The 18592-nt window shown below is 40.6% G+C and carries 14 protein-coding genes; 3 read left to right on the top strand and 11 right to left on the bottom strand.

Translation table 11 applies throughout. From position 1 onward, the window contains the following. Positions 1–43: 43 nt before the first annotated feature. Positions 44–2368: a formate C-acetyltransferase gene (gene pflB / locus B7696_RS00565; RefSeq protein ID WP_084861573.1), complete on the bottom strand. Its 2325-nt coding sequence runs from the start codon at positions 2366–2368 to the stop codon at positions 44–46. A 237-nt stretch (positions 2369–2605) separates the two neighbouring features. Here pflB and dinB point away from each other — a divergent pair, with 237 nt between their 5' ends. Next, positions 2606–3667, top strand: coding sequence for a DNA polymerase IV (gene dinB / locus B7696_RS00560; protein WP_084861571.1), 1062 nt, complete (start codon positions 2606–2608; stop codon positions 3665–3667). A 32-nt stretch (positions 3668–3699) separates the two neighbouring features. Here the strand turns inward: dinB and B7696_RS00555 are convergent, their stop codons facing one another. Together B7696_RS00555 and B7696_RS00550 are read right to left on the bottom strand one after the other, a co-directional pair. Beyond that, positions 3700–4545, bottom strand: coding sequence for an undecaprenyl-diphosphate phosphatase (locus tag B7696_RS00555; protein WP_084861569.1), 846 nt, complete (start codon positions 4543–4545; stop codon positions 3700–3702). Positions 4546–4592: 47 nt separating this feature from the next. Further along, positions 4593–6482: a DUF2207 domain-containing protein gene (locus B7696_RS00550; protein ID WP_084861567.1), complete on the bottom strand. Its 1890-nt coding sequence runs from the start codon at positions 6480–6482 to the stop codon at positions 4593–4595. 138 nt (positions 6483–6620) lie between these two features. On the opposite strand from B7696_RS00550, the gene B7696_RS00545 reads away from it, so the two are divergent. Continuing rightward, entirely contained in the window at positions 6621–8186 is a 1566-nt protein-coding gene (locus B7696_RS00545) for an ABC transporter substrate-binding protein/permease (protein WP_084861565.1), read from the top strand. Next, positions 8186–8926, top strand: a complete 741-nt coding sequence (locus B7696_RS00540) for an amino acid ABC transporter ATP-binding protein (protein ID WP_000189477.1) — start codon at positions 8186–8188, stop codon at positions 8924–8926. The genes B7696_RS00545 and B7696_RS00540 overlap by 1 nt, the downstream gene beginning before the upstream one ends. Positions 8927–9016: 90 nt before the next feature. Here the strand turns inward: B7696_RS00540 and B7696_RS00535 are convergent, their stop codons facing one another. The 8 genes from B7696_RS00535 to rpsL form a co-directional block, all read right to left on the bottom strand. Further along, positions 9017–9232: a capsule biosynthesis transcriptional regulator gene (locus B7696_RS00535; protein ID WP_001130035.1), complete on the bottom strand. Its 216-nt coding sequence runs from the start codon at positions 9230–9232 to the stop codon at positions 9017–9019. An 837-nt stretch (positions 9233–10069) separates the two neighbouring features. Further along, complete coding sequence (gene ilvA, locus B7696_RS00530) at positions 10070–11320, bottom strand: threonine ammonia-lyase IlvA (protein WP_033685561.1); 1251 nt, start codon at positions 11318–11320, stop codon at positions 10070–10072. 112 nt (positions 11321–11432) lie between these two features. Beyond that, positions 11433–12455, bottom strand: coding sequence for a ketol-acid reductoisomerase (gene ilvC / locus B7696_RS00525; protein ID WP_000290683.1), 1023 nt, complete (start codon positions 12453–12455; stop codon positions 11433–11435). A 168-nt stretch (positions 12456–12623) separates the two neighbouring features. Further along, a complete protein-coding gene (gene ilvN / locus B7696_RS00520) occupies positions 12624–13100 on the bottom strand; it encodes an acetolactate synthase small subunit (protein ID WP_020902727.1) in 477 nt (158 codons plus the stop codon). Beyond that, the gene (locus B7696_RS00515) at positions 13093–14793 is read right to left on the bottom strand and encodes an acetolactate synthase large subunit (RefSeq protein ID WP_000411735.1); all 1701 of its coding nucleotides are present in this window, start codon (positions 14791–14793) and stop codon (positions 13093–13095) included. The genes ilvN and B7696_RS00515 overlap by 8 nt, the downstream gene beginning before the upstream one ends. 315 nt (positions 14794–15108) lie before the next feature. Next, a complete protein-coding gene (gene fusA, locus B7696_RS00510) occupies positions 15109–17190 on the bottom strand; it encodes an elongation factor G (RefSeq protein ID WP_000090357.1) in 2082 nt (693 codons plus the stop codon). 394 nt (positions 17191–17584) lie between these two features. After that, entirely contained in the window at positions 17585–18055 is a 471-nt protein-coding gene (rpsG, locus tag B7696_RS00505; protein ID WP_000087873.1) for a 30S ribosomal protein S7, read from the bottom strand. Positions 18056–18074: 19 nt separating this feature from the next. Further along, a complete protein-coding gene (gene rpsL, locus B7696_RS00500; protein ID WP_001142332.1) occupies positions 18075–18488 on the bottom strand; it encodes a 30S ribosomal protein S12 in 414 nt (137 codons plus the stop codon). Positions 18489–18592: the final 104 nt, after the last annotated feature.

The raw sequence follows: 18592 nt of genomic DNA, 5'->3' as shown, positions 1-18592 counted from the left end.
ACTAGCTTTTAACTAGTCCTTCTTTGTATTATTTTATATAATCTTAGCTCAATGCATCCAAGGCATCATCCATTGAAAGAACTTCGTGGAAGACACGTTGTGTCAATTCAGTTTTTTGTTCTGGAGTGAGGTATTTAGTGTTTACACAGTATCCAGAGATACGTACGATAACATCTTCACCTGACATGATTTTTTCGTAAACATCGTTCAAGTCCATAACGTTCAAGTTAACGTGTTGTCCACCGTTTTCAAAGTAACCATCAAGGATTGTTACCAAGTTATCAACTTGTTCGTCACGAGTCTTACCAAGAGCGCGAGGTGATACTTGTGTAGTCAATGAGATACCATCAGCGGCATAACTAAAGTCAAGGCTAGAAAGTGAGTTCAAGTTTTGCAACCATCCACCTTTAGCTTTGTTAGATGGGTTAGCACCTGGTGAGAAGAATTCAAGTTTAGACAAGTTTACAGAACCATCTTCGTTGAGGTATACACCTTTGTGGACTGGTGAGTTACCAGTTTGTTTAGAGTAAGCAACGTTAGATGTGATTGTCAAAAGTGATACAGTAGCTTCTGCGTCTTTGTAAAGTTTGTGGCTACGTAGACGAGTTGTGTAAGCTTCAATCAACCATTCTGCCAATTCGTTTGAACGTGGATCATCTTCACCCCAACGTGGGTATTCACCGATTGTTTCGTAATCGTAGATGTAGCCATTTTCATCACGGATTGGTTTAACTGTAGCGTATTTGATAGCTGACAATGTATCAACAGTGTTGGCAAATCCACAGATACCGAATCCCATGTTGGCACGTTGTTTAGTTGGCAAGAAGGCCATTTGAACAGCTTCGTAGTTGTACTTATCAGTCATGTAGTGAATGATGTTCAAAGCATCTACGTAAGTATCAGTCAACCAGTCAAGAGATTTTTCAAAGTTAGCTTTAACTGATTCGAATTCAAGAACTTCGTCACGGATTGGTTCGATGTCAAATACTTTGTAATCTTTGTGAACATCGTCGTAACCACCGTTCAAACCAGTAAGAAGGGCTTTCAATACGTTTACACGAGCACCGAAGTACTGGATGTTGTGGCGTTGTTCTTCATTTTCTGGGTCAAGTGGAGACACACAGCATGAGATACAGCTCATTTCACCATATCCGTCTTTAGCCATTGTTGTTACACCTTCGTATTGGATAGAAGAGTGTTTGTGGCTCATATGCATACAGTAGCGACGGAAGTTGTATGGCAATTTATCAGTCCAAAGAACTGTCAAGTTTGGTTCTGGAGAGTTACCGATGTTGTCAAGAGTGTTCAAGAAACGGTAGTCCATCTTAGTAACACGGTGACGACCGTCGTTACCCATACCAGCCATAGAAGTTGTGATGAATGTTGGGTCACCTGAGTACAATTGGTCGTAAGCTTTTGTACGAGCAAATTTAACTGTACGAAGTTTCATAACGAAATCATCAACGAATTCTTGGATTTCTGATTCAGTAAATGTACCACGAGCAAGGTCACGTTCTGCAAAGATGTCCAATACGATTGGCACACGACCTAGAGATGTAGCAGCACCGTTGATAACACGGCAGACAGACATGAAGGCGATGTTAACCCATTGGATAGCTTCTTTAACGTTCATCGCTGGTTTGCGAACGTCAACTCCGTAAAGGTCACCAAAGCGAACAACTTGTTGCAATGCTTGGTATTGAAGATTGATTTCTTCACGAAGACGGATTGTCTCTTCATCGATTTCTTCGATTGCATTCCAGTCATTTACTTTTTCTTGCATCAAGTAGTCTGCACCGTAAAGAGCAAGACGTGCGTAAACACCGATGATACGTCCGCGTGAGTATGCATCTGGAAGACCAGTTACAGTATGTGCGTGACGTGCGCGACGAATGTTTGAAGTGTAAGCACGGAAGATACCGTCGTTAACTGTAGTCACATATTTAGTGAAGATTTCGTGAACAGCTGGGTCTGGTTCGTATCCATTTTCTTTCAAAGTAGTTTCAGCCATACGGATACCACCTTTTGGCATGAAGTTCAATTTGAAGAGTTCATCGTTTTGGATACCGAAGATAACTTCGTTTTCTTTATCGATAAATCCTGCTGGGATATCAGCGATAGATGTTGGACGAGTGTCCATTGGGAAACGAGTTTCTTCGTAGTGTGCCTTAGTTTCTTCTACAATTTTTTTGATGTGAAGTGAACGTTCTGTTGGTCCTGCGAGGAAGCTTTCGTCTCCATCATAAGGTGTGTAGTTAGCTTGTACGAAGCGTGATACACTTGCTTTTTCTTTCCAATCTACGCCTTTGAAGCCTTCCCAAGCTTTGTCAAAAATATCTTGTGCTTCAACAACTGTCTTAACAACCATGTTAATGTCCTCTTTTTTCTTTCTAGTAACAACCATCTGTTACATTCATGAGACAAGTATACCATACAGTAATCGTTTTCAACAAGTGGAAAATCCCTATTTTTACACTTTCTTTTCTAAAACAGTCTGTATTTCGTTCCGAACTGTATTATATTTTTGAAAAAATAAAGTCCTTTTTTCTTTTTTTCAGAAAAAAGGGTATAATAAAAGAAAATAAGCAGTAAAAAGGGGCTAGGCATGTTGATTTTTCCTTTGTTAAATGATTTGTCAAGAAAAATCATCCATATTGACATGGATGCCTTTTTTGCTGCGGTGGAAATCAGAGATAATCCTAAACTCAGAGGAAAACCTGTCATTATCGGAAGCGACCCTCGGCAAACAGGTGGACGGGGAGTCGTTTCTACCTGTAGCTATGAGGCACGAGTTTTTGGTGTCCATTCAGCCATGAGCTCAAAGGAAGCCTATGAGCGTTGTCCCCAAGCCGTCTTCATCTCAGGAAATTATGAGAAATACAAGGCTGTGGGACTCCAGATTCGAGCTATTTTTAAGCGCTATACAGATTTGATTGAGCCTATGAGCATTGACGAAGCCTATTTGGATGTGACAGAGAATAAACTCGGTATCAAGTCAGCGGTCAAAATCGCTCGCCTCATTCAAGAGGATATCTGGCAAGAACTCCATCTAACTGCTTCTGCTGGCGTTTCTTATAACAAATTCTTAGCTAAAATGGCCAGTGATTATCAAAAACCACATGGTCTGACAGTGATTCTACCTGAGCAAGCTGAGAACTTTCTCAAACAAATGGATATTTCCAAGTTTCATGGAGTAGGAAAGAAGACAGTAGAACGTCTTCATCAAATGGGGATTTTTACTGGCGCTGACCTACTTGAAGTTCCTGAAGTGACTCTGATAGACCGTTTTGGTAGACTGGGTTATGACCTTTATCGAAAGGCTCGTGGCATCCACAATTCCCCAGTCAAATCCAATCGCATCCGTAAGTCAATCGGTAAGGAGAAAACCTATGGGAAGATTCTCCGTGCTGAGGAAGACATCAAAAAAGAGCTGACTCTCCTATCAGAAAGAGTCGCTCTCAATCTACATCAACAAGAAAAAGCCGGAAAAATTGTCATTTTAAAAATCCGCTACGAGGACTTTTCAACTCTCACTAAACGAAAAAGTCTAGCTCAAAAAACACAGGATGCTAGTCAGATAAGCCAAATAGCCCTACAACTCTATGAAGAATTAAGCGAGAAAGAAAGAGGTGTCCGCCTGCTAGGGATTACCGTGACTGGATTTTAAAACCTTGAAGAGTTGACCCTTCAAGGTTTTTCTTATACAAATAAACGGACAAAACTGTAAAGTAGCAAAACACTACCAAGCACGATGCGGTATTTACCAAAAAGGGTAAAATCGTGTTTTTTCACATAGCTGGTCAAAAAGCGAATAGCCACCATGCTGACTGCAAAAGCTACTCCCATCGCAACCAAGAGCAAGAACAATTGCCCAAAGTCCAAGAGTTGTCCTGCTTTCACAAATTTGAAAATCTTTAAGGCACTGGCTCCAAACATAACAGGAATCCCTAAATAGAAGGTAAATTCTGTCACAACAGAACGACTCGTTCCATTCAACAAACCACCGACAATCGTTGCCCCAGAACGACTGGTTCCCGGTAAAAGGGCAAGAACTTGGAAGAGGCCGATATAGAAGGCTGTCGTATAAGGAAGCTTATCCAACTCTGTTACACTTGGCTCGATAGCACGAGCTTTATTGCGCTTTTCCAAATAGATAAAGGCAATCCCATAGATAATCAGCATGAGAGCAACTGAAACCATATTATGGAAGTGAGTATCAAACCAATCATCAAACTTAAATACAGCAAGCAAAGGTAAAGTAGCTACAAGAACTTTAGACCACAGTTGCCAAGTTCGACGAACTTCCTGCTTGTCTTTACCCGGTTTAAAGGGATTGAGCTTATTAAAGTAAATCACCATAACCGCCAAAATCGCACCAAGCTGAATCACGACATTAAACATGGACATAAAAGATTCATTCTGATTTTGGTATTGGATAAACTCCTCTGCTAAAATCAAGTGACCTGTACTGGAAATCGGCAACCATTCCGTAATTCCTTCAACAATACCGAAGAAGATAGATTTTAAAATTTCAATAAGATACATAGATTACTCCTTTTTCTATCTTCCATTATAGCATATTTTAGCTCTCTTTAAAAGGCACCGATACTGCCGCCACCTCCGCCTCCAGAGAAGCCACCGCCAGAACTTCCACTTCCAGAAGATACAGAGTAGGTACTTGCTGTATTTGCGACACTAGCATAATGGCTCATTTGCGCGCTTGAATGATAAAACATACTATTCCAACCATAAGCTACATATAGATTGATATCTGGATTTTCCACTTGGATATGATGAACCTTCATCAAATGGCTGACCTTGTCCGCATAGCCAAATAAGGTCGCATATACCAAGAGGCGATTCCATACCACAATACTTTCCAATTCAGCCTGATCCAACCGTGCAATCTCACGCAACATATTTTCAAAACTGGTCCAGAGATAATATACTTCTGCCCCTGCTTCATTTAAGACACCATCGCGATTATCTAGCCGAAGCTTCCAATAATAGAAAACAGCCAAAACTAAACCTAGAAAACCAAGTATTGGCAAGGGGAGGTATAAATAAGCATGAACATCCAAACTGTACAAGAACAAACCAAATCCGATAAATAGAGGCAGGACAGTAGAGAGTCCCATCCCCACTTGCAAGACCTTTTCTCCACCAGTCAAGGGACGATAATAATCCGGAAGTCCCCAGAAGGTGACTCGACTTCTCACTCCTTCTTGCATCTCTTTCAATACTTCTTCAAAAGAAGATTTGAGTTGAAGCCCTCTTGCTTGAATCCGTTTTTCATCAGAGACTTTTGCTCTACGATAAAGACTATCAGATACCTTGTAATCCGCAAACAAATTGGAAAGAGTTTCTTCTTTTTTGCCTGAAAAAGCCAGATTTAGACAATCTTTCTCAAAACTGGACAAACCATCTTCTTTTACTAGCCTCAAACCAACTGCATCTCCTTCTGAAATGATAGAGACATTTCCACGGTCTATCACATCTAGCAAGGTAGCTTGAATAAGTTGGTCAAAGGTGAATTTTCCAGCTCCCTTGACCAAGGGACTCACTTCCTCCAAGGAGGTCGAGTAAACCGCCTCTGATAAAACCATAGGCTCTAATTCCATTGGTGGTTCATAGAGACGATGATTTTTGGCATATTTGACTGAAGAAGTGGTCTTTCTTCTATAAATAAAATAGAAGCAGACACTCAATAACAAGGAGATAGAAAGTATCGAAGGGAAGACCCAAGTAACGAGTTGTTTACTTTGCTCTTTTTCTTTAAAAATCGAGTCTTCTATCTTATTAAACTCTTCTAAACGATTTCCTTTCAATCCCTGATCCCTAGCGCTAGCAAAATCAGTTCGAGGCCAGTAGGCATGCAATTCAACTCCCCGCTTAGGCGGAAGATTGTCTAAACGGATAGTATAATCAAGGTTACTCTTTTCAACCGTTCCCTCTCTAAAAAGTTTCCCTGTATGGAAAAAGAGTTTTTCAGCCCCCTTGTCTCCCCTTACATGAAATTCAAACTTTCCAATAGCTCCTGAACTATCTGTCAGAGGTTGCCAATTTAATTCAGCGATGTCATCATAAAGGAAAAGTAAATTCTTTAAGTTCCAAACGAGGTCAACTTCAACTGTGTCGCCTTCTTGACCTGAATTGTAGACTTTCACAGTATAACCATTCGCCTCTTCTGTCACTTCGCTAGTAACGTCTGTCAGTTCAGCACCGTTTTTCGAGGCCTGAACCTTTGGTTGAGGATCTATCTCAAATCCGCTAGGCATCTTGCCAGCACGTCCAAGTCCCACGATTTGCCCCTTAAAGTCCTCCTCAAACTGGTAAACTATCTTCTGTCTAAATTCTGCCGTATTGTCTGCATGAATATACAAATCTCCTTGATAAGAGTTTATCTTAAAATCAATGGCAAAAACCGAGAGTGGAAACATACAAAACAAACAAAATAACAGCAAGAAAAAAGTTTTTTTCATCAACTAAGCCCCCTTTTTATCTTTGCTATCATTATATCATTTTTTCTCAAGTAAGGGCTTACCTGTATTGAAAAATAGAGTTTTTTTCGATAAAATAGGAGACAGTTATTTTTTAATAGATTAGAAATAGGAGAAATCATGAGAAAAATATACTTATCTATTTTCACAAGTCTCTTGCTGATGCTGGGACTTGTCAATGTTGCCCAAGCCGATGAATATTTACGCATCGGGATGGAAGCAGCATATGCTCCCTTTAACTGGACTCAGGATGATGATAGCAATGGGGCTGTCAAAATCGATGGGACTAACCAGTATGCTAACGGATACGATGTTCAAATCGCCAAGAAAATCGCTAAGGACTTAGGTAAAGAACCTTTGGTTGTTAAAACCAAGTGGGAAGGCCTAGTTCCTGCCCTTACTTCTGGTAAGATTGACATGATTATCGCTGGTATGAGTCCTACTGCCGAACGCAAACAAGAAATTGCATTTTCAAGCAGTTACTACACTAGCGAACCAGTTTTGCTTGTCAAAAAAGATTCTACTTATGCAAACGCAAAATCTTTGGATGACTTTAACGGTGCAAAAATCACTTCTCAACAAGGTGTCTATCTTTATGACTTGATTGGTCAAATCCCAGGTGCTAAAAAAGAAACTGCCATGGGAGACTTCGCTCAAATGCGCCAAGCTCTTGAGGCTGGTGTCATCGATGCTTATGTTTCTGAACGCCCAGAAGCACTGACTGCTGAAGCTGCGAACTCTAAGTTCAAGATGGTCCAAGTAGAACCAGGTTTCAAAACTGGGGAAGAAGATACAGCTATCGCCATCGGACTTCGTAAAGATGACAACCGTATTAGCCAAATCAATGCCAGCATTGAAACCATTTCAAAAGACGATCAAGTTGCCTTGATGGATCGTATGATCAAGGAACAACCTGCCGAAGCTACAACAACTGAAGAGACTAGCAGTAGTTTCTTTAGTCAAGTCGCTAAAATTCTTTCTGAAAACTGGCAACAACTCTTGCGTGGTGCTGGTGTCACTCTTTTAATCTCTATCGTCGGAACCATCACAGGTCTCATTATTGGACTTGCCATTGGTGTCTTCCGTACTGCTCCTCTATCTGAGAATAAGGCCATTTATGGCTTACAAAAACTAGTCGGCTGGATTCTCAATGTCTACATTGAAATTTTCCGTGGTACCCCAATGATCGTTCAATCAATGGTTATCTACTACGGAACTGCTCAAGCTTTCGGTATCAACCTTGACCGCACACTGGCTGCTATCTTTATCGTTTCGATCAACACCGGTGCCTACATGACTGAAATCGTCCGTGGTGGTATCCTAGCAGTTGACAAGGGACAATTTGAAGCCGCTACTGCTCTTGGTATGACTCATAACCAAACCATGCGTAAGATTGTCCTACCTCAAGTAGTCCGTAACATCCTACCAGCAACTGGTAATGAATTTGTCATCAATATCAAAGATACATCTGTATTGAACGTTATTTCTGTTGTTGAGCTTTATTTCTCAGGAAATACCGTGGCAACTCAGACCTATCAATACTTCCAGACATTTACAATCATCGCCGTGATTTACTTTGTCCTCACCTTCACCGTAACACGTATCCTACGCTTCATCGAGCGCCAAATGGACATGGATACCTATACTACAGGTGCTAACCAAATGCAAACGGAGGATTTGAAATAATGACACAAGCAATCCTTGAAATTAAACACCTCAAAAAATCCTATGGACAAAACGAAGTGCTAAAAGACATTTCTCTAACTGTTCACAAGGGTGAAGTTATCTCTATCATCGGAAGCTCTGGAAGCGGAAAATCAACCTTCCTACGCTCCATTAACCTACTTGAAACTCCAACTGATGGACAAATCCTTTATCATGGACAAAACGTTCTCGAAAAAGGCTATGACCTCACACAATACCGTGAAAAGTTGGGAATGGTTTTCCAATCCTTTAACCTCTTTGAAAATCTTAACGTACTTGAAAACACAATTGTCGCTCAGACAACTGTCCTTAAACGCGAACGTACAGAAGCTGAAAAGATTGCCAAAGAAAACCTAGAAAAGGTCGGCATGGGAGAACGCTACTGGCAAGCCAAACCAAAACAACTCTCAGGTGGTCAAAAACAACGTGTAGCCATCGCTCGTGCCCTTTCAATGAATCCGGACGCCATTCTCTTTGATGAACCAACATCAGCTCTCGATCCAGAAATGGTTGGAGAAGTCCTCAAAATCATGCAAGATCTGGCTCAGGAAGGCTTGACTATGATTGTCGTAACCCACGAAATGGAATTCGCCCGTGACGTCTCTCACCGTGTTATCTTTATGGATAAGGGTGTGATTGCTGAAGAAGGCAAACCAGAAGACCTCTTCACCAATCCTAAAGAAGACCGTACAAAAGAATTCCTTCAACGCTATCTCAAATAAAAAGAAAAGGCTGCATCAACCGTGCAGTCTTTTTACTAGCCAAAAAATGAAAAGGCAGACCCTATTCAAGAATCCACCATTATCCAAAGATTAATCTTCAAATTTTTCATGATTTTTATCATAGAAATCAATTAAACCTAGAGCCGTTTCAAACGAAATATTTTTAACTTTTGCACGCCCCTGAGCTAGAGCAATGATAGACATTTCACGCGCATTCGTTTCTTTAGAGATACGGTAGCCTGTGATTTTCTTATCACGAACCCAGCCAACAACTGATTCTACTTTTTCAAAGTTTGACTTAGCCATGTCTTTCTCCTATTTTCTTATTTACGATATCTAATTGTATACGCTTTTATGCTTTTTGTCAATAAAAAAACATATATTCAATAAAATAAACGCCCTTATTTTTACTTACTATCTTATTAAAGCTGATAATATGTAGGTTTTTCATTGTCGAAAACAATTTTTATAGTTCTTTAAAATAACTGTATTATTAAATCTTATTTATGTAATAATATTCGTATTTGACAGATGCTGATTCTCGATAATCTAGACATATTCTAATCTTATTTCATATTATTTATTCCACTGTAAAACAAAAAAATTTGACAAAATAATCTTCTGCTCTAAACCATTTCTAACGAGTATTTTTCTCCTTTTAGACTTTTTCATGTCTGCACCAGCATTCAATCATTTGGTCAACTGTACCAGTTATTTACTTTATCAAGTTTACTTTTTATTTCTCCTACCCATTAAAATACAAATAGCTAGGAAACCGTAGTATTCTATGCTTCATTTTTTTACTGTTTTCATCTTACGAATATTCCATCACTCTTCTCAGTAATCTCAGTATAATAAGGCATCTCATTAGTATTGATTATTTTTTCTAATCCCTATTATATTTAGCTAAATTTCAGATTAGCTATATATAAAATAGTAGATTTCAAAAAACTCCTAACATATAACAAGTAATTTTACTCCCTTACTATAAACTGAATCAAAAAAACATAGGTACTATAATGAGTTATGATAGAAATAGCGTAATCGATTTCCTAAGTCCATAGGAATCGCCCCCTTTCTTCATCTTCATTATAGCACCTATACATCAATTGTGCAAATAATATGATATTTTTTTATTAGTCCTCAGACAAGCATATTATAGAGCGTTTCGTTACCATTTAAGTTAATATAAGCTGGATCAAAACCTTCCATTCGACGAATCAAGCCTGCATAATCATGCTTATCTGCCAAGGCAATCCCAATCAATACTGGGCCTGTCCCCTTGCTAGCTCGTTTGATATACTCAAAACGTGTGATATCATCATTTGGCCCCAAGATATCATTTACAAACTCACGCAAAGCCCCCGGACGCTGTGGAAAATTAACCACAAAGTAATGCTTGATCCCATCATAAATCAAGGCACGCTCTTCCATTTCCGGCATACGGTTGATATCATTATTTCCTCCAGAAATGATACAACAAATGGTTTTCCCCTTGATATATTCAGCCAACACCTCTAGAGAGGCGATACTAGCAGCTCCAGCAGGTTCTGCGACAATCCCTTGCTTAGAGTAGAGGTCAATCAAGGTTTCAGAAATCAATCCCTCATCGACACCTACTAAGGTTTGAACATGTTGACGAGTTGCTTCATAGGTCAACTGACCTACCTTTTGCACAGCAATCCCATCCGCAAATTTGTCAATTTCTGTGAGTTTGACAGGCCCACCAGCTTCAAAGGCTGCCTTCATGGAACGTGCCCCATTAGCCTCTACTCCGATGACTTCAATTTCTGGACTTGTTTCCTTGATATAGGTAGAAACCCCAGCAATGAGACCACCACCTCCAACAGGAACTAAGACAGCATCAAAATCAATTGATTCTTTTCGAGCTTCTTCTAAAATCTCATAAGCAACTGTCCCTTGACCCGCTTGAACATGGGCATCATCAAAGGGATCAATAAAGGTACGATTTTCAGAAACTGTAAATTCTTGAGCTGCTTTGGCTGAGGCATCAAAGGTATCCCCAACTAGTTTAATGGTTACAAAATCCCCACCAAAAAAGCGAACTTGTCCAATTTTTTGTTGCGGAGTAGTAATGGGCATAAAAATAGTAGCAGGAATTTTCATTTCATTACAAGTATAGGCTACTCCCTGCGCATGATTTCCCGCAGAGGCACAGACTACCCCACGCTCACGCTCTTCCTTGCTGAGCTGCGAAATGGCATAATAGGCACCACGGATCTTAAAAGAACGAACACGTTGAGCATTTTCCTTTTTCAAATAAATCTTAGCACCATACTTCTCCGATAAATAATGGTCGTAATCCAGTGGGGTATTCACAACCACACCGTTCAAGACTTTATGAGCCTTGATGATATCTTTTGAACTTAACATCAATTTCTCCTAGACTATTTCAAACTTATCGTAATCCATCTTTTAAAAAGAGATGAATTGATTATAAAAGCGAGTTAGTCCCCCAACTCGCCTTCACCTTAATTTCTATCAATTAGTTATAGATTTTGAATGCATCATCGTCGTTTTTACCAACGAATGGCATTGCTTTACGCAATTCTGCACCAACTTTTTCAATTTCAAGGTTAGCTGCTTGTTCACGGTAAGCAGTCAATTTTGGACGTCCAGCTTTATAGTCATTTACAAAGTCATTTGCAAATTTACCATTTTGGATGTCTGCCAAGACAGCTTTCATGTTTTCTTTAACTTGCTCAGTAATCACACGTGGGCCTGATACATAGTCACCGTATTCAGCAGTGTTTGAAATAGATTGACGCATTTTCTTGAATCCACCTTCGTAGATCAAGTCAACGATCAATTTCATTTCGTGAAGAACTTCAAAGTAAGCCAATTCTGGAGCGTATCCTGCTTCTGTCAAGACTTCAAAACCTGCTTCGATAAGGGCAGTCAAACCACCACAAAGTACAGCTTGTTCACCAAACAAATCTTCTTCAGTTTCTTCTTTGTATGTTGTTTCAAGAAGACCTACACGTGCAGCTCCAACACCTTTACACCAGTCCATAGCAATGTTTTTAGCATTTCCTGTTGCATCTTGGTAAACTGCGTAAAGAGCTGGAACACCAAATCCTTCTTCGTAAGTACGGCGTACCAAGTGTCCTGGTCCTTTAGGAGCACACATGAAGACATCTACATCTGCAGGAACTTTGATAAATTCAAAGTGAATGTTGAAACCATGAGCAAATCCAACTGCGTTTCCAGCTTCCAAGTTTGGAGCGATTTCTGCTTCGTACAATTCTTGTTGGATTTCGTCTGGTGCCAAAATCATGATAACGTCAGCCAATTTAGTTGCTTCTGCTACTGTGTAAGTGTCAAATCCATCTTCTTTTGCTTTGTCAAAAGATTTACCTGGACGTACACCGATGATGACATCACGACCTGAGTCACGCAAGTTTTGAGCATGCGCATGTCCTTGTGAACCATAACCGATAACGGCGATTTTTTTACCGTCAAGTGCTGCTACTTTAACATCTTTTTCATATTCCATTTGAACTGCCATAGTTTTTCTCTCTTTTCTATTATTTATTGCCTTTTAGGCTGGTTTAACAAATTTAAAATATTTTTATACTCAATGAAAATCAAAGAGCAAACTAGGAAGCTAGCCGCAGGCTGTACTTGAGTACGGCAAGGCAAAGCTGACGTGATTTGAAGAGATTTTCGAAGAGTATTAATCGCGGGTAAATCCAGTTGCACCAGTTCGAGCAATATTGCGAATACCGTATGGTCGAATGACTCGCAACAGAGCTTCACTCTTTTCAGCATTTCCTGTCATCTGAATGGTAATCGAGCTTGGTGCTACGTCTACAACTGTTGCACGGAAAGGTTGAATAATCGCTAGAATCTCAGCTCGCTTCTCAGCTGGCGCTGACATCTTAACCAAAATTACCTCGCGCTCCAAATGAGGCTTGTCTGTAATATCTCGAATGCGAATCACATCAATTTGACGATTGAGCTGTTTGATAATTTGCTCCACCTCATCATGTGAAGCTACATCAATAATAACGGTGATACGAGATACATTCGGATCTTCTGTTGCTCCAACAGAGATGCTTTCGATATTAACCTGACGACGAGATAGGACACCTGTAAAGCGATTGAGGACTCCTGATCGATTCTGTAGTTTTGCTGTTAACATTCTACGCATGGAACTTCACCCCCAACATCTCATGATTACTCTTACCAGCTGGTACCATTGGTAACACCTGTTCCTTACGAGAAATATCTACCTCGATTAGCATAGGAACATCCTCAGTGATGACTTCAAGGTCTTGGGCCAAGGTCTCAGGATTGTCAAACTTATAGTTTTTAATTCCATAAGCTTGTGCCATCAATTGAAAATCAGGAAGAGTATCAAAGACCGACTCAGATGTTCTACCTTCATAGAAGGATTCCTGCCACTGGCGAACCATTCCAAGCGAGTGGTTGTTCAGCATAACCACCTTGATTGGCACCTTGTAAATGTTCAAAATAGCCAATTCCTGGTTAGTCATTTGGAAACCGCCATCCCCAACAAACAAGACTACTTCCTTATCTGGATTAGCAATTTTAGCTCCGATTGCTGCTGGAATTCCAAATCCCATCGTTCCCAAACCACCTGAAGTCACTAACTGACGTTCATTTTGGTAGGGATAATACTGAGCTGTCCACATTTGGTGTTGACCAACGTCTGTTACCACAATAGCATCTCCGTTAGTTAATTCACCAATTCGTTCAATAACAGCTTGCGGTTGAACTACACGCTCTTTCTTATCGTAAGAACGAACGCGGTTCTTGTCTTTAGTGACTTTCTCAATCCATTTCTCAGTATTGTTATGAACTGTCGGTTCAGCCAGCAACATTTGCAAAGCTTTCTTAGCATCTCCAACTACAGGAATATCTGCACTGATAATCTTGCCAATCTCGGCTGGGTCAATATCAATATGAGCAACCTTAGCATTCTTAGCGAAGGTCTTAGGATTCCCCGTCAAGCGGTCATCGAAACGACAACCAATACTAATCATAAAGTCCGCTTCCGTCATGGCAATATTAGCTGCAAATGACCCGTGCATGCCTCCCATTCCAAGGAAGAGTGGATGACTCGTTGCAATCGTTCCTTGTCCCAAAAGACTGGTTACCACCGGGATTTGATAGCGTTCTGCAAATTCATTTAATTCTGCAGCTGCTTCAGCATAACTAATCCCCCCACCAGCTAACAAGACTGGTTTTTTAGCCTTGGACAATTGCTTCAAAATTTTCTTGATTTGCATATCATTCGGCTCAAGAGTCGGTTGATAGCTTGGTAGGTTCACTTCTGGTGAATAAATGAAGTCTGTTTCTAAAGCAGATACGTCTTTAGGTAGGTCAATGACGACTGGCCCTGGACGGCCTGTAGTTGCGATATGAACAGCTTCCGTAATAATACGAGGGATATCAGCTGTCTCACGAACTTGGTAATTGTACTTAGTGATTGGCATGGTAATTCCCACGATGTCTGCCTCCTGAAAAGCATCTTTCCCAATCCCTGCTCGCGCAACCTGACCTGTAAAGACCAAAAGGGGAACGCTATCGCTCATGGCATCCGCAATCCCTGTAATGGCATTTGTTGCTCCTGGTCCGCTAGTGACGACGGCAACACCCAACTTTCCAGTTGATTTGGCATAACCTTCAGCTTCATGCAAACAACCTTGCTCATGGCGCCCTAGAATGTGGCGAATGCCTTTAAAATTATATATCGCATCATAAAAAGGCAAGACCGCACCACCAGGATAACCAAAGATGGTATCAATTCCTAAATCACGAAGTGTTTCCAAAACTAGGTCCGACCCCGTCTTAGGAGATTCTAAACTGATTTTCTCCATTGTTCCCCTTTCTCTTCTCTTAAAAATAACTTGTTACTATCATACCATTTTTTCAAAATTTTTCAAGAGAAAAGAAGAAATTTTCTGAATTTTCTATTTTAACGTTTATTTATGAATATTATTCTATTTTTTATAAGTTTTAAAATATAATTCACATTCTTTAGCAATTTATTTGCATTTATATTGTAAATTTCTTTAACTCATTTTTATATGAAATTTTTTTGAGCGCACTGCACGTTTGCAGAGTTAATGAAATTTATAATAACTATACAAAAAGGAAGCCACTAAGTGACTTCCTTCTAGAGTGAGGACTGATTAGTCTTCACCTTTGTTTTTCTTAATGATTTCTTCTTGTACTGACTTAGGTACATCTTCGTAGTGGTCAAATACCATCATGAATGTACCACGTCCTTGAGATGCAGAACGAAGAACTGTTGCGTAACCGAACATTTCAGCAAGTGGAACGTAAGCACGAACGATTTGGCTGTTACCGTGTGCTTCCATACCATCTACACGTCCACGACGAGCAGTTACGTGACCCATAACATCACCAAGGTTTTCTTCTGGAACAGTGATTGTTACAAGCATCATTGGCTCAAGGATAGCTGGTTGCGCTGATTTAGCAGCTTCTTTAAGGGCAAGTGAAGCCGCGATCTTGAAGGCAGTTTCAGATGAGTCGACATCGTGGTATGAACCATCGTAAAGCTTAGCTTTAACGTCAACCATTGGGTAACCTGCAAGAACACCGTTAGCCATAGATTCTACCAAACCTTTTTCAACCGCTGGGATAAATTCACGAGGAACCACACCACCGACGATTGCGTTTTCGAATTCGAATCCTTTACCTTCTTCGTTTGGAGTAAATTCAATCCATACATCACCGAATTGACCTTTACCACCAGACTGACGTTTGAAGAATCCACGTGCTTGAGTAGAAGCGCGGAATGTTTCACGGTAAGATACTTGAGGAGCACCTACGTTCGCTTCAACTTTGAACTCACGACGCATACGGTCAACAAGGACGTCAAGGTGAAGCTCACCCATACCTGAGATAACTGTTTCACCAGTTTCAACGTTTGTTTCAACGCGGAACGTTGGATCTTCTTCAGCCAATTTTTGAAGGGCGATACCCATCTTGTCTTGGTCAGCTTTAGATTTTGGCTCAACCATCAATTGGATAACTGGTTCTGGAACGTTGATTGACTCAAGGATGATTTTAGCTTTTTCATCTGTCAATGAGTCACCAGTTGTAGTATCTTTCAAACCAACGGCAGCAGCGATATCACCTGAGTAAACAGTGTCGATTTCTTGACGGCTGTTGGCGTGCATTTGAAGGATACGTCCGATACGCTCACGTTTACCTTTAGAAGTGTTCAATACGTATGAACCTGATTGAAGAACACCTGAGTATACACGGAAGAATGTCAAACGACCTACAAATGGGTCAGTCATGATCTTGAAGGCAAGAGCTGCAAATGGCTCTTCGTCAGATGCTGGACGAGTTTCTTCTTCGTCTGTATCTGGGTTAATACCTTTGATCGCTGGGATGTCAAGTGGGCTTGGAAGGTAGTCAATAACCGCATCAAGCATCAATTGAACACCTTTATTTTTGAAGGCAGAACCACACAATACTGGGAAGAATTCAACGTTGATAGTCGCTTTACGGATACCAGCTTTCAATTCTTCGTTAGTGATTTCTTCACCTTCAAGGTATTTCATCATCAATTCTTCATCAGTTTCAGCAACTGCTTCAACCAATTTTTCACGGTATTCTTGTGCTTGGTCAAGGTATTCAGCTGGAATATCTTCTTCAAGGATATCTGTACCAAGGTCGTTAGTATAGATTTCAGCTTTCATCTTAATCAAGTCGATGATACCACGGAAGTCATCTTCAGAACCGATTGGCAATTGGATTGGGTGTGCATTTGCTTGAAGACGATCGTGAAGAGTGCTTACAGAGTAAAGGAAGTCAGCACCGATTTTATCCATTTTGTTAGCAAATACGATACGTGGAACTCCGTACTCAGTTGCTTGACGCCAAACTGTTTCAGTTTGAGGCTCAACACCTGATTGTGAGTCAAGAACGGTAACCGCACCATCCAATACACGAAGAGAACGTTGTACTTCGATTGTGAAGTCCACGTGTCCTGGTGTGTCGATAATGTTTACGCGGTGGTTGTTCCATTGAGCTGTTGTCGCAGCAGATGTGATAGTGATACCACGTTCTTGCTCTTGCTCCATCCAGTCCATTTGTGACGCACCTTCGTGAGTTTCACCGATTTTGTGGATTTTACCAGTGTAGTAAAGAATACGCTCAGTAGTTGTTGTTTTACCAGCATCGACGTGAGCCATGATACCGATATTACGAGTTTTTTCAAGTGAAAATTCGCGTGCCATGAGGTTTGTTTCTCCTATTTATTTTTGATTTCTATTCTATTATAACACGATTTTAATAAAAACGGATAGGCAGGACCTACCCGTTCTCAATGTTTTCATGCTATTGTTGGTTTCAACTTGTAGATTTACAAGTTGAATTGAACTCGGGCTAAAGTTAATTAGCCGATTTGAGCCAGAACGGGATGCTGTGTGAAAAAGATAAACTTCCTTGTATTCGTCGAATACTGCGTCAGTTTCCTATTTTCACCTTGCATCCTTATCGTTCCTAGCATCATGATTTAGTTGAGCTCAAGCTAAAAGTCTGGAGAAAAAGATGAATCTCATTGGTTGCAATCGCAACCTGCTTTGATTCCCTATTTTCTCTGGGACTTTCTTAACGCTTTCGCATCCTATATTACCAACGGAAGTGTGCGAATGCACGGTTAGCTTCAGCCATACGGTGAGTGTCTTCACGTTTCTTAACTGCTGCACCAGTGTTGTTAGCAGCATCCAAGATTTCTTTTGCAAGACGGTCTTGCATTGTGTGTTCACCACGAAGACGAGCGATTGTTACCAACCAACGAAGTCCAAGTGTTGTACGACGTTCTGGACGAACTTCAACTGGAACTTGGTAGTTAGATCCACCAACACGACGTGCACGTACTTCAAGTACAGGCATGATGTTTTCCATAGCTGTTTCAAATACTTCAAGTGCATCGTTGCCAGTAGCTTCTTTGATTTGCTCAAAAGCACCGTAAACGATTGAAGCAGCTGTACCACGTTTACCGTCAAGCATAACGCGGTTGATAAGACGAGTAACTAATTGTGAATTGTAAAGCGGATCTGGCAATACGTCACGTTTTGGAGCTCTATTTTTACGACTCATTTCTCTTTATCCCCTTTCCTTATGCTTTTGGACGTTTAGTACCGTATTTAGAACGGCCTTGTTTACGATCGTTAACACCTGCAGTATCAAGTGCACCACGGACAATATGGTAACGTACCCCTGGAAGGTCTTTTACACGTCCACCACGAAGAAGCACCACGCTGTGCTCTTGCAAGTTGTGTCCGATACCTGGGATGTAGGCAGTAACTTCGATAAGGTTGCTCAAACGTACACGAGCGAATTTACGAAGGGCTGAGTTAGGTTTTTTAGGTGTCATTGTTCCAACACGAGTTGCAACACCACGTTTTTGTGGTGAAGAAACGTTTGTTTGAACTTTTTTATGACTGTTGTAACCAACGTTCAAAGCTGGTGATTTAGATTTTTCTACTTTTGATTTACGCGGTTTGCGAACCAATTGGTTAATTGTAGGCATCTACATTCTCCTGTGTTTTTTTATTTTTGGTGATGATACACTTGGTGACAGCTATCATCTGTGTGTACTTTTGCAACATTTGTCAGCACGTCCCTGTACACTCT

It is taken from the genome of Streptococcus mitis (genome assembly GCF_002096815.1).
Classification (GTDB): Bacteria; Bacillota; Bacilli; order Lactobacillales; family Streptococcaceae; genus Streptococcus; species Streptococcus mitis_AD.
Note: the sequence above shows the minus strand (reverse complement) of the source record. Positions and strands in the feature narration are given on the sequence as shown.

What these genes read in the sequence shown, in the direction of transcription:
- B7696_RS00540 (WP_000189477.1), top strand. Translation starts at nt 8,186, where the DNA reads ATGACACAAGCAATCCTTGAAATTAAACACCTCAAAAAATCCTATGGA.
- B7696_RS00555 (WP_084861569.1), bottom strand. Translation starts at nt 4,545, where the DNA reads ATGTATCTTATTGAAATTTTAAAATCTATCTTCTTCGGTATTGTTGAA.
- B7696_RS00545 (WP_084861565.1), top strand. Translation starts at nt 6,621, where the DNA reads ATGAGAAAAATATACTTATCTATTTTCACAAGTCTCTTGCTGATGCTG.
- dinB (WP_084861571.1), top strand. Translation starts at nt 2,606, where the DNA reads ATGTTGATTTTTCCTTTGTTAAATGATTTGTCAAGAAAAATCATCCAT.
- rpsL (WP_001142332.1), bottom strand. Translation starts at nt 18,488, where the DNA reads ATGCCTACAATTAACCAATTGGTTCGCAAACCGCGTAAATCAAAAGTA.
- ilvC (WP_000290683.1), bottom strand. Translation starts at nt 12,455, where the DNA reads ATGGCAGTTCAAATGGAATATGAAAAAGATGTTAAAGTAGCAGCACTT.
- B7696_RS00515 (WP_000411735.1), bottom strand. Translation starts at nt 14,793, where the DNA reads ATGGAGAAAATCAGTTTAGAATCTCCTAAGACGGGGTCGGACCTAGTT.
- fusA (WP_000090357.1), bottom strand. Translation starts at nt 17,190, where the DNA reads ATGGCACGCGAATTTTCACTTGAAAAAACTCGTAATATCGGTATCATG.
- B7696_RS00535 (WP_001130035.1), bottom strand. Translation starts at nt 9,232, where the DNA reads ATGGCTAAGTCAAACTTTGAAAAAGTAGAATCAGTTGTTGGCTGGGTT.
- ilvA (WP_033685561.1), bottom strand. Translation starts at nt 11,320, where the DNA reads ATGTTAAGTTCAAAAGATATCATCAAGGCTCATAAAGTCTTGAACGGT.
- B7696_RS00550 (WP_084861567.1), bottom strand. Translation starts at nt 6,482, where the DNA reads ATGAAAAAAACTTTTTTCTTGCTGTTATTTTGTTTGTTTTGTATGTTT.
- ilvN (WP_020902727.1), bottom strand. Translation starts at nt 13,100, where the DNA reads ATGCGTAGAATGTTAACAGCAAAACTACAGAATCGATCAGGAGTCCTC.
- rpsG (WP_000087873.1), bottom strand. Translation starts at nt 18,055, where the DNA reads ATGAGTCGTAAAAATAGAGCTCCAAAACGTGACGTATTGCCAGATCCG.
- pflB (WP_084861573.1), bottom strand. Translation starts at nt 2,368, where the DNA reads ATGGTTGTTAAGACAGTTGTTGAAGCACAAGATATTTTTGACAAAGCT.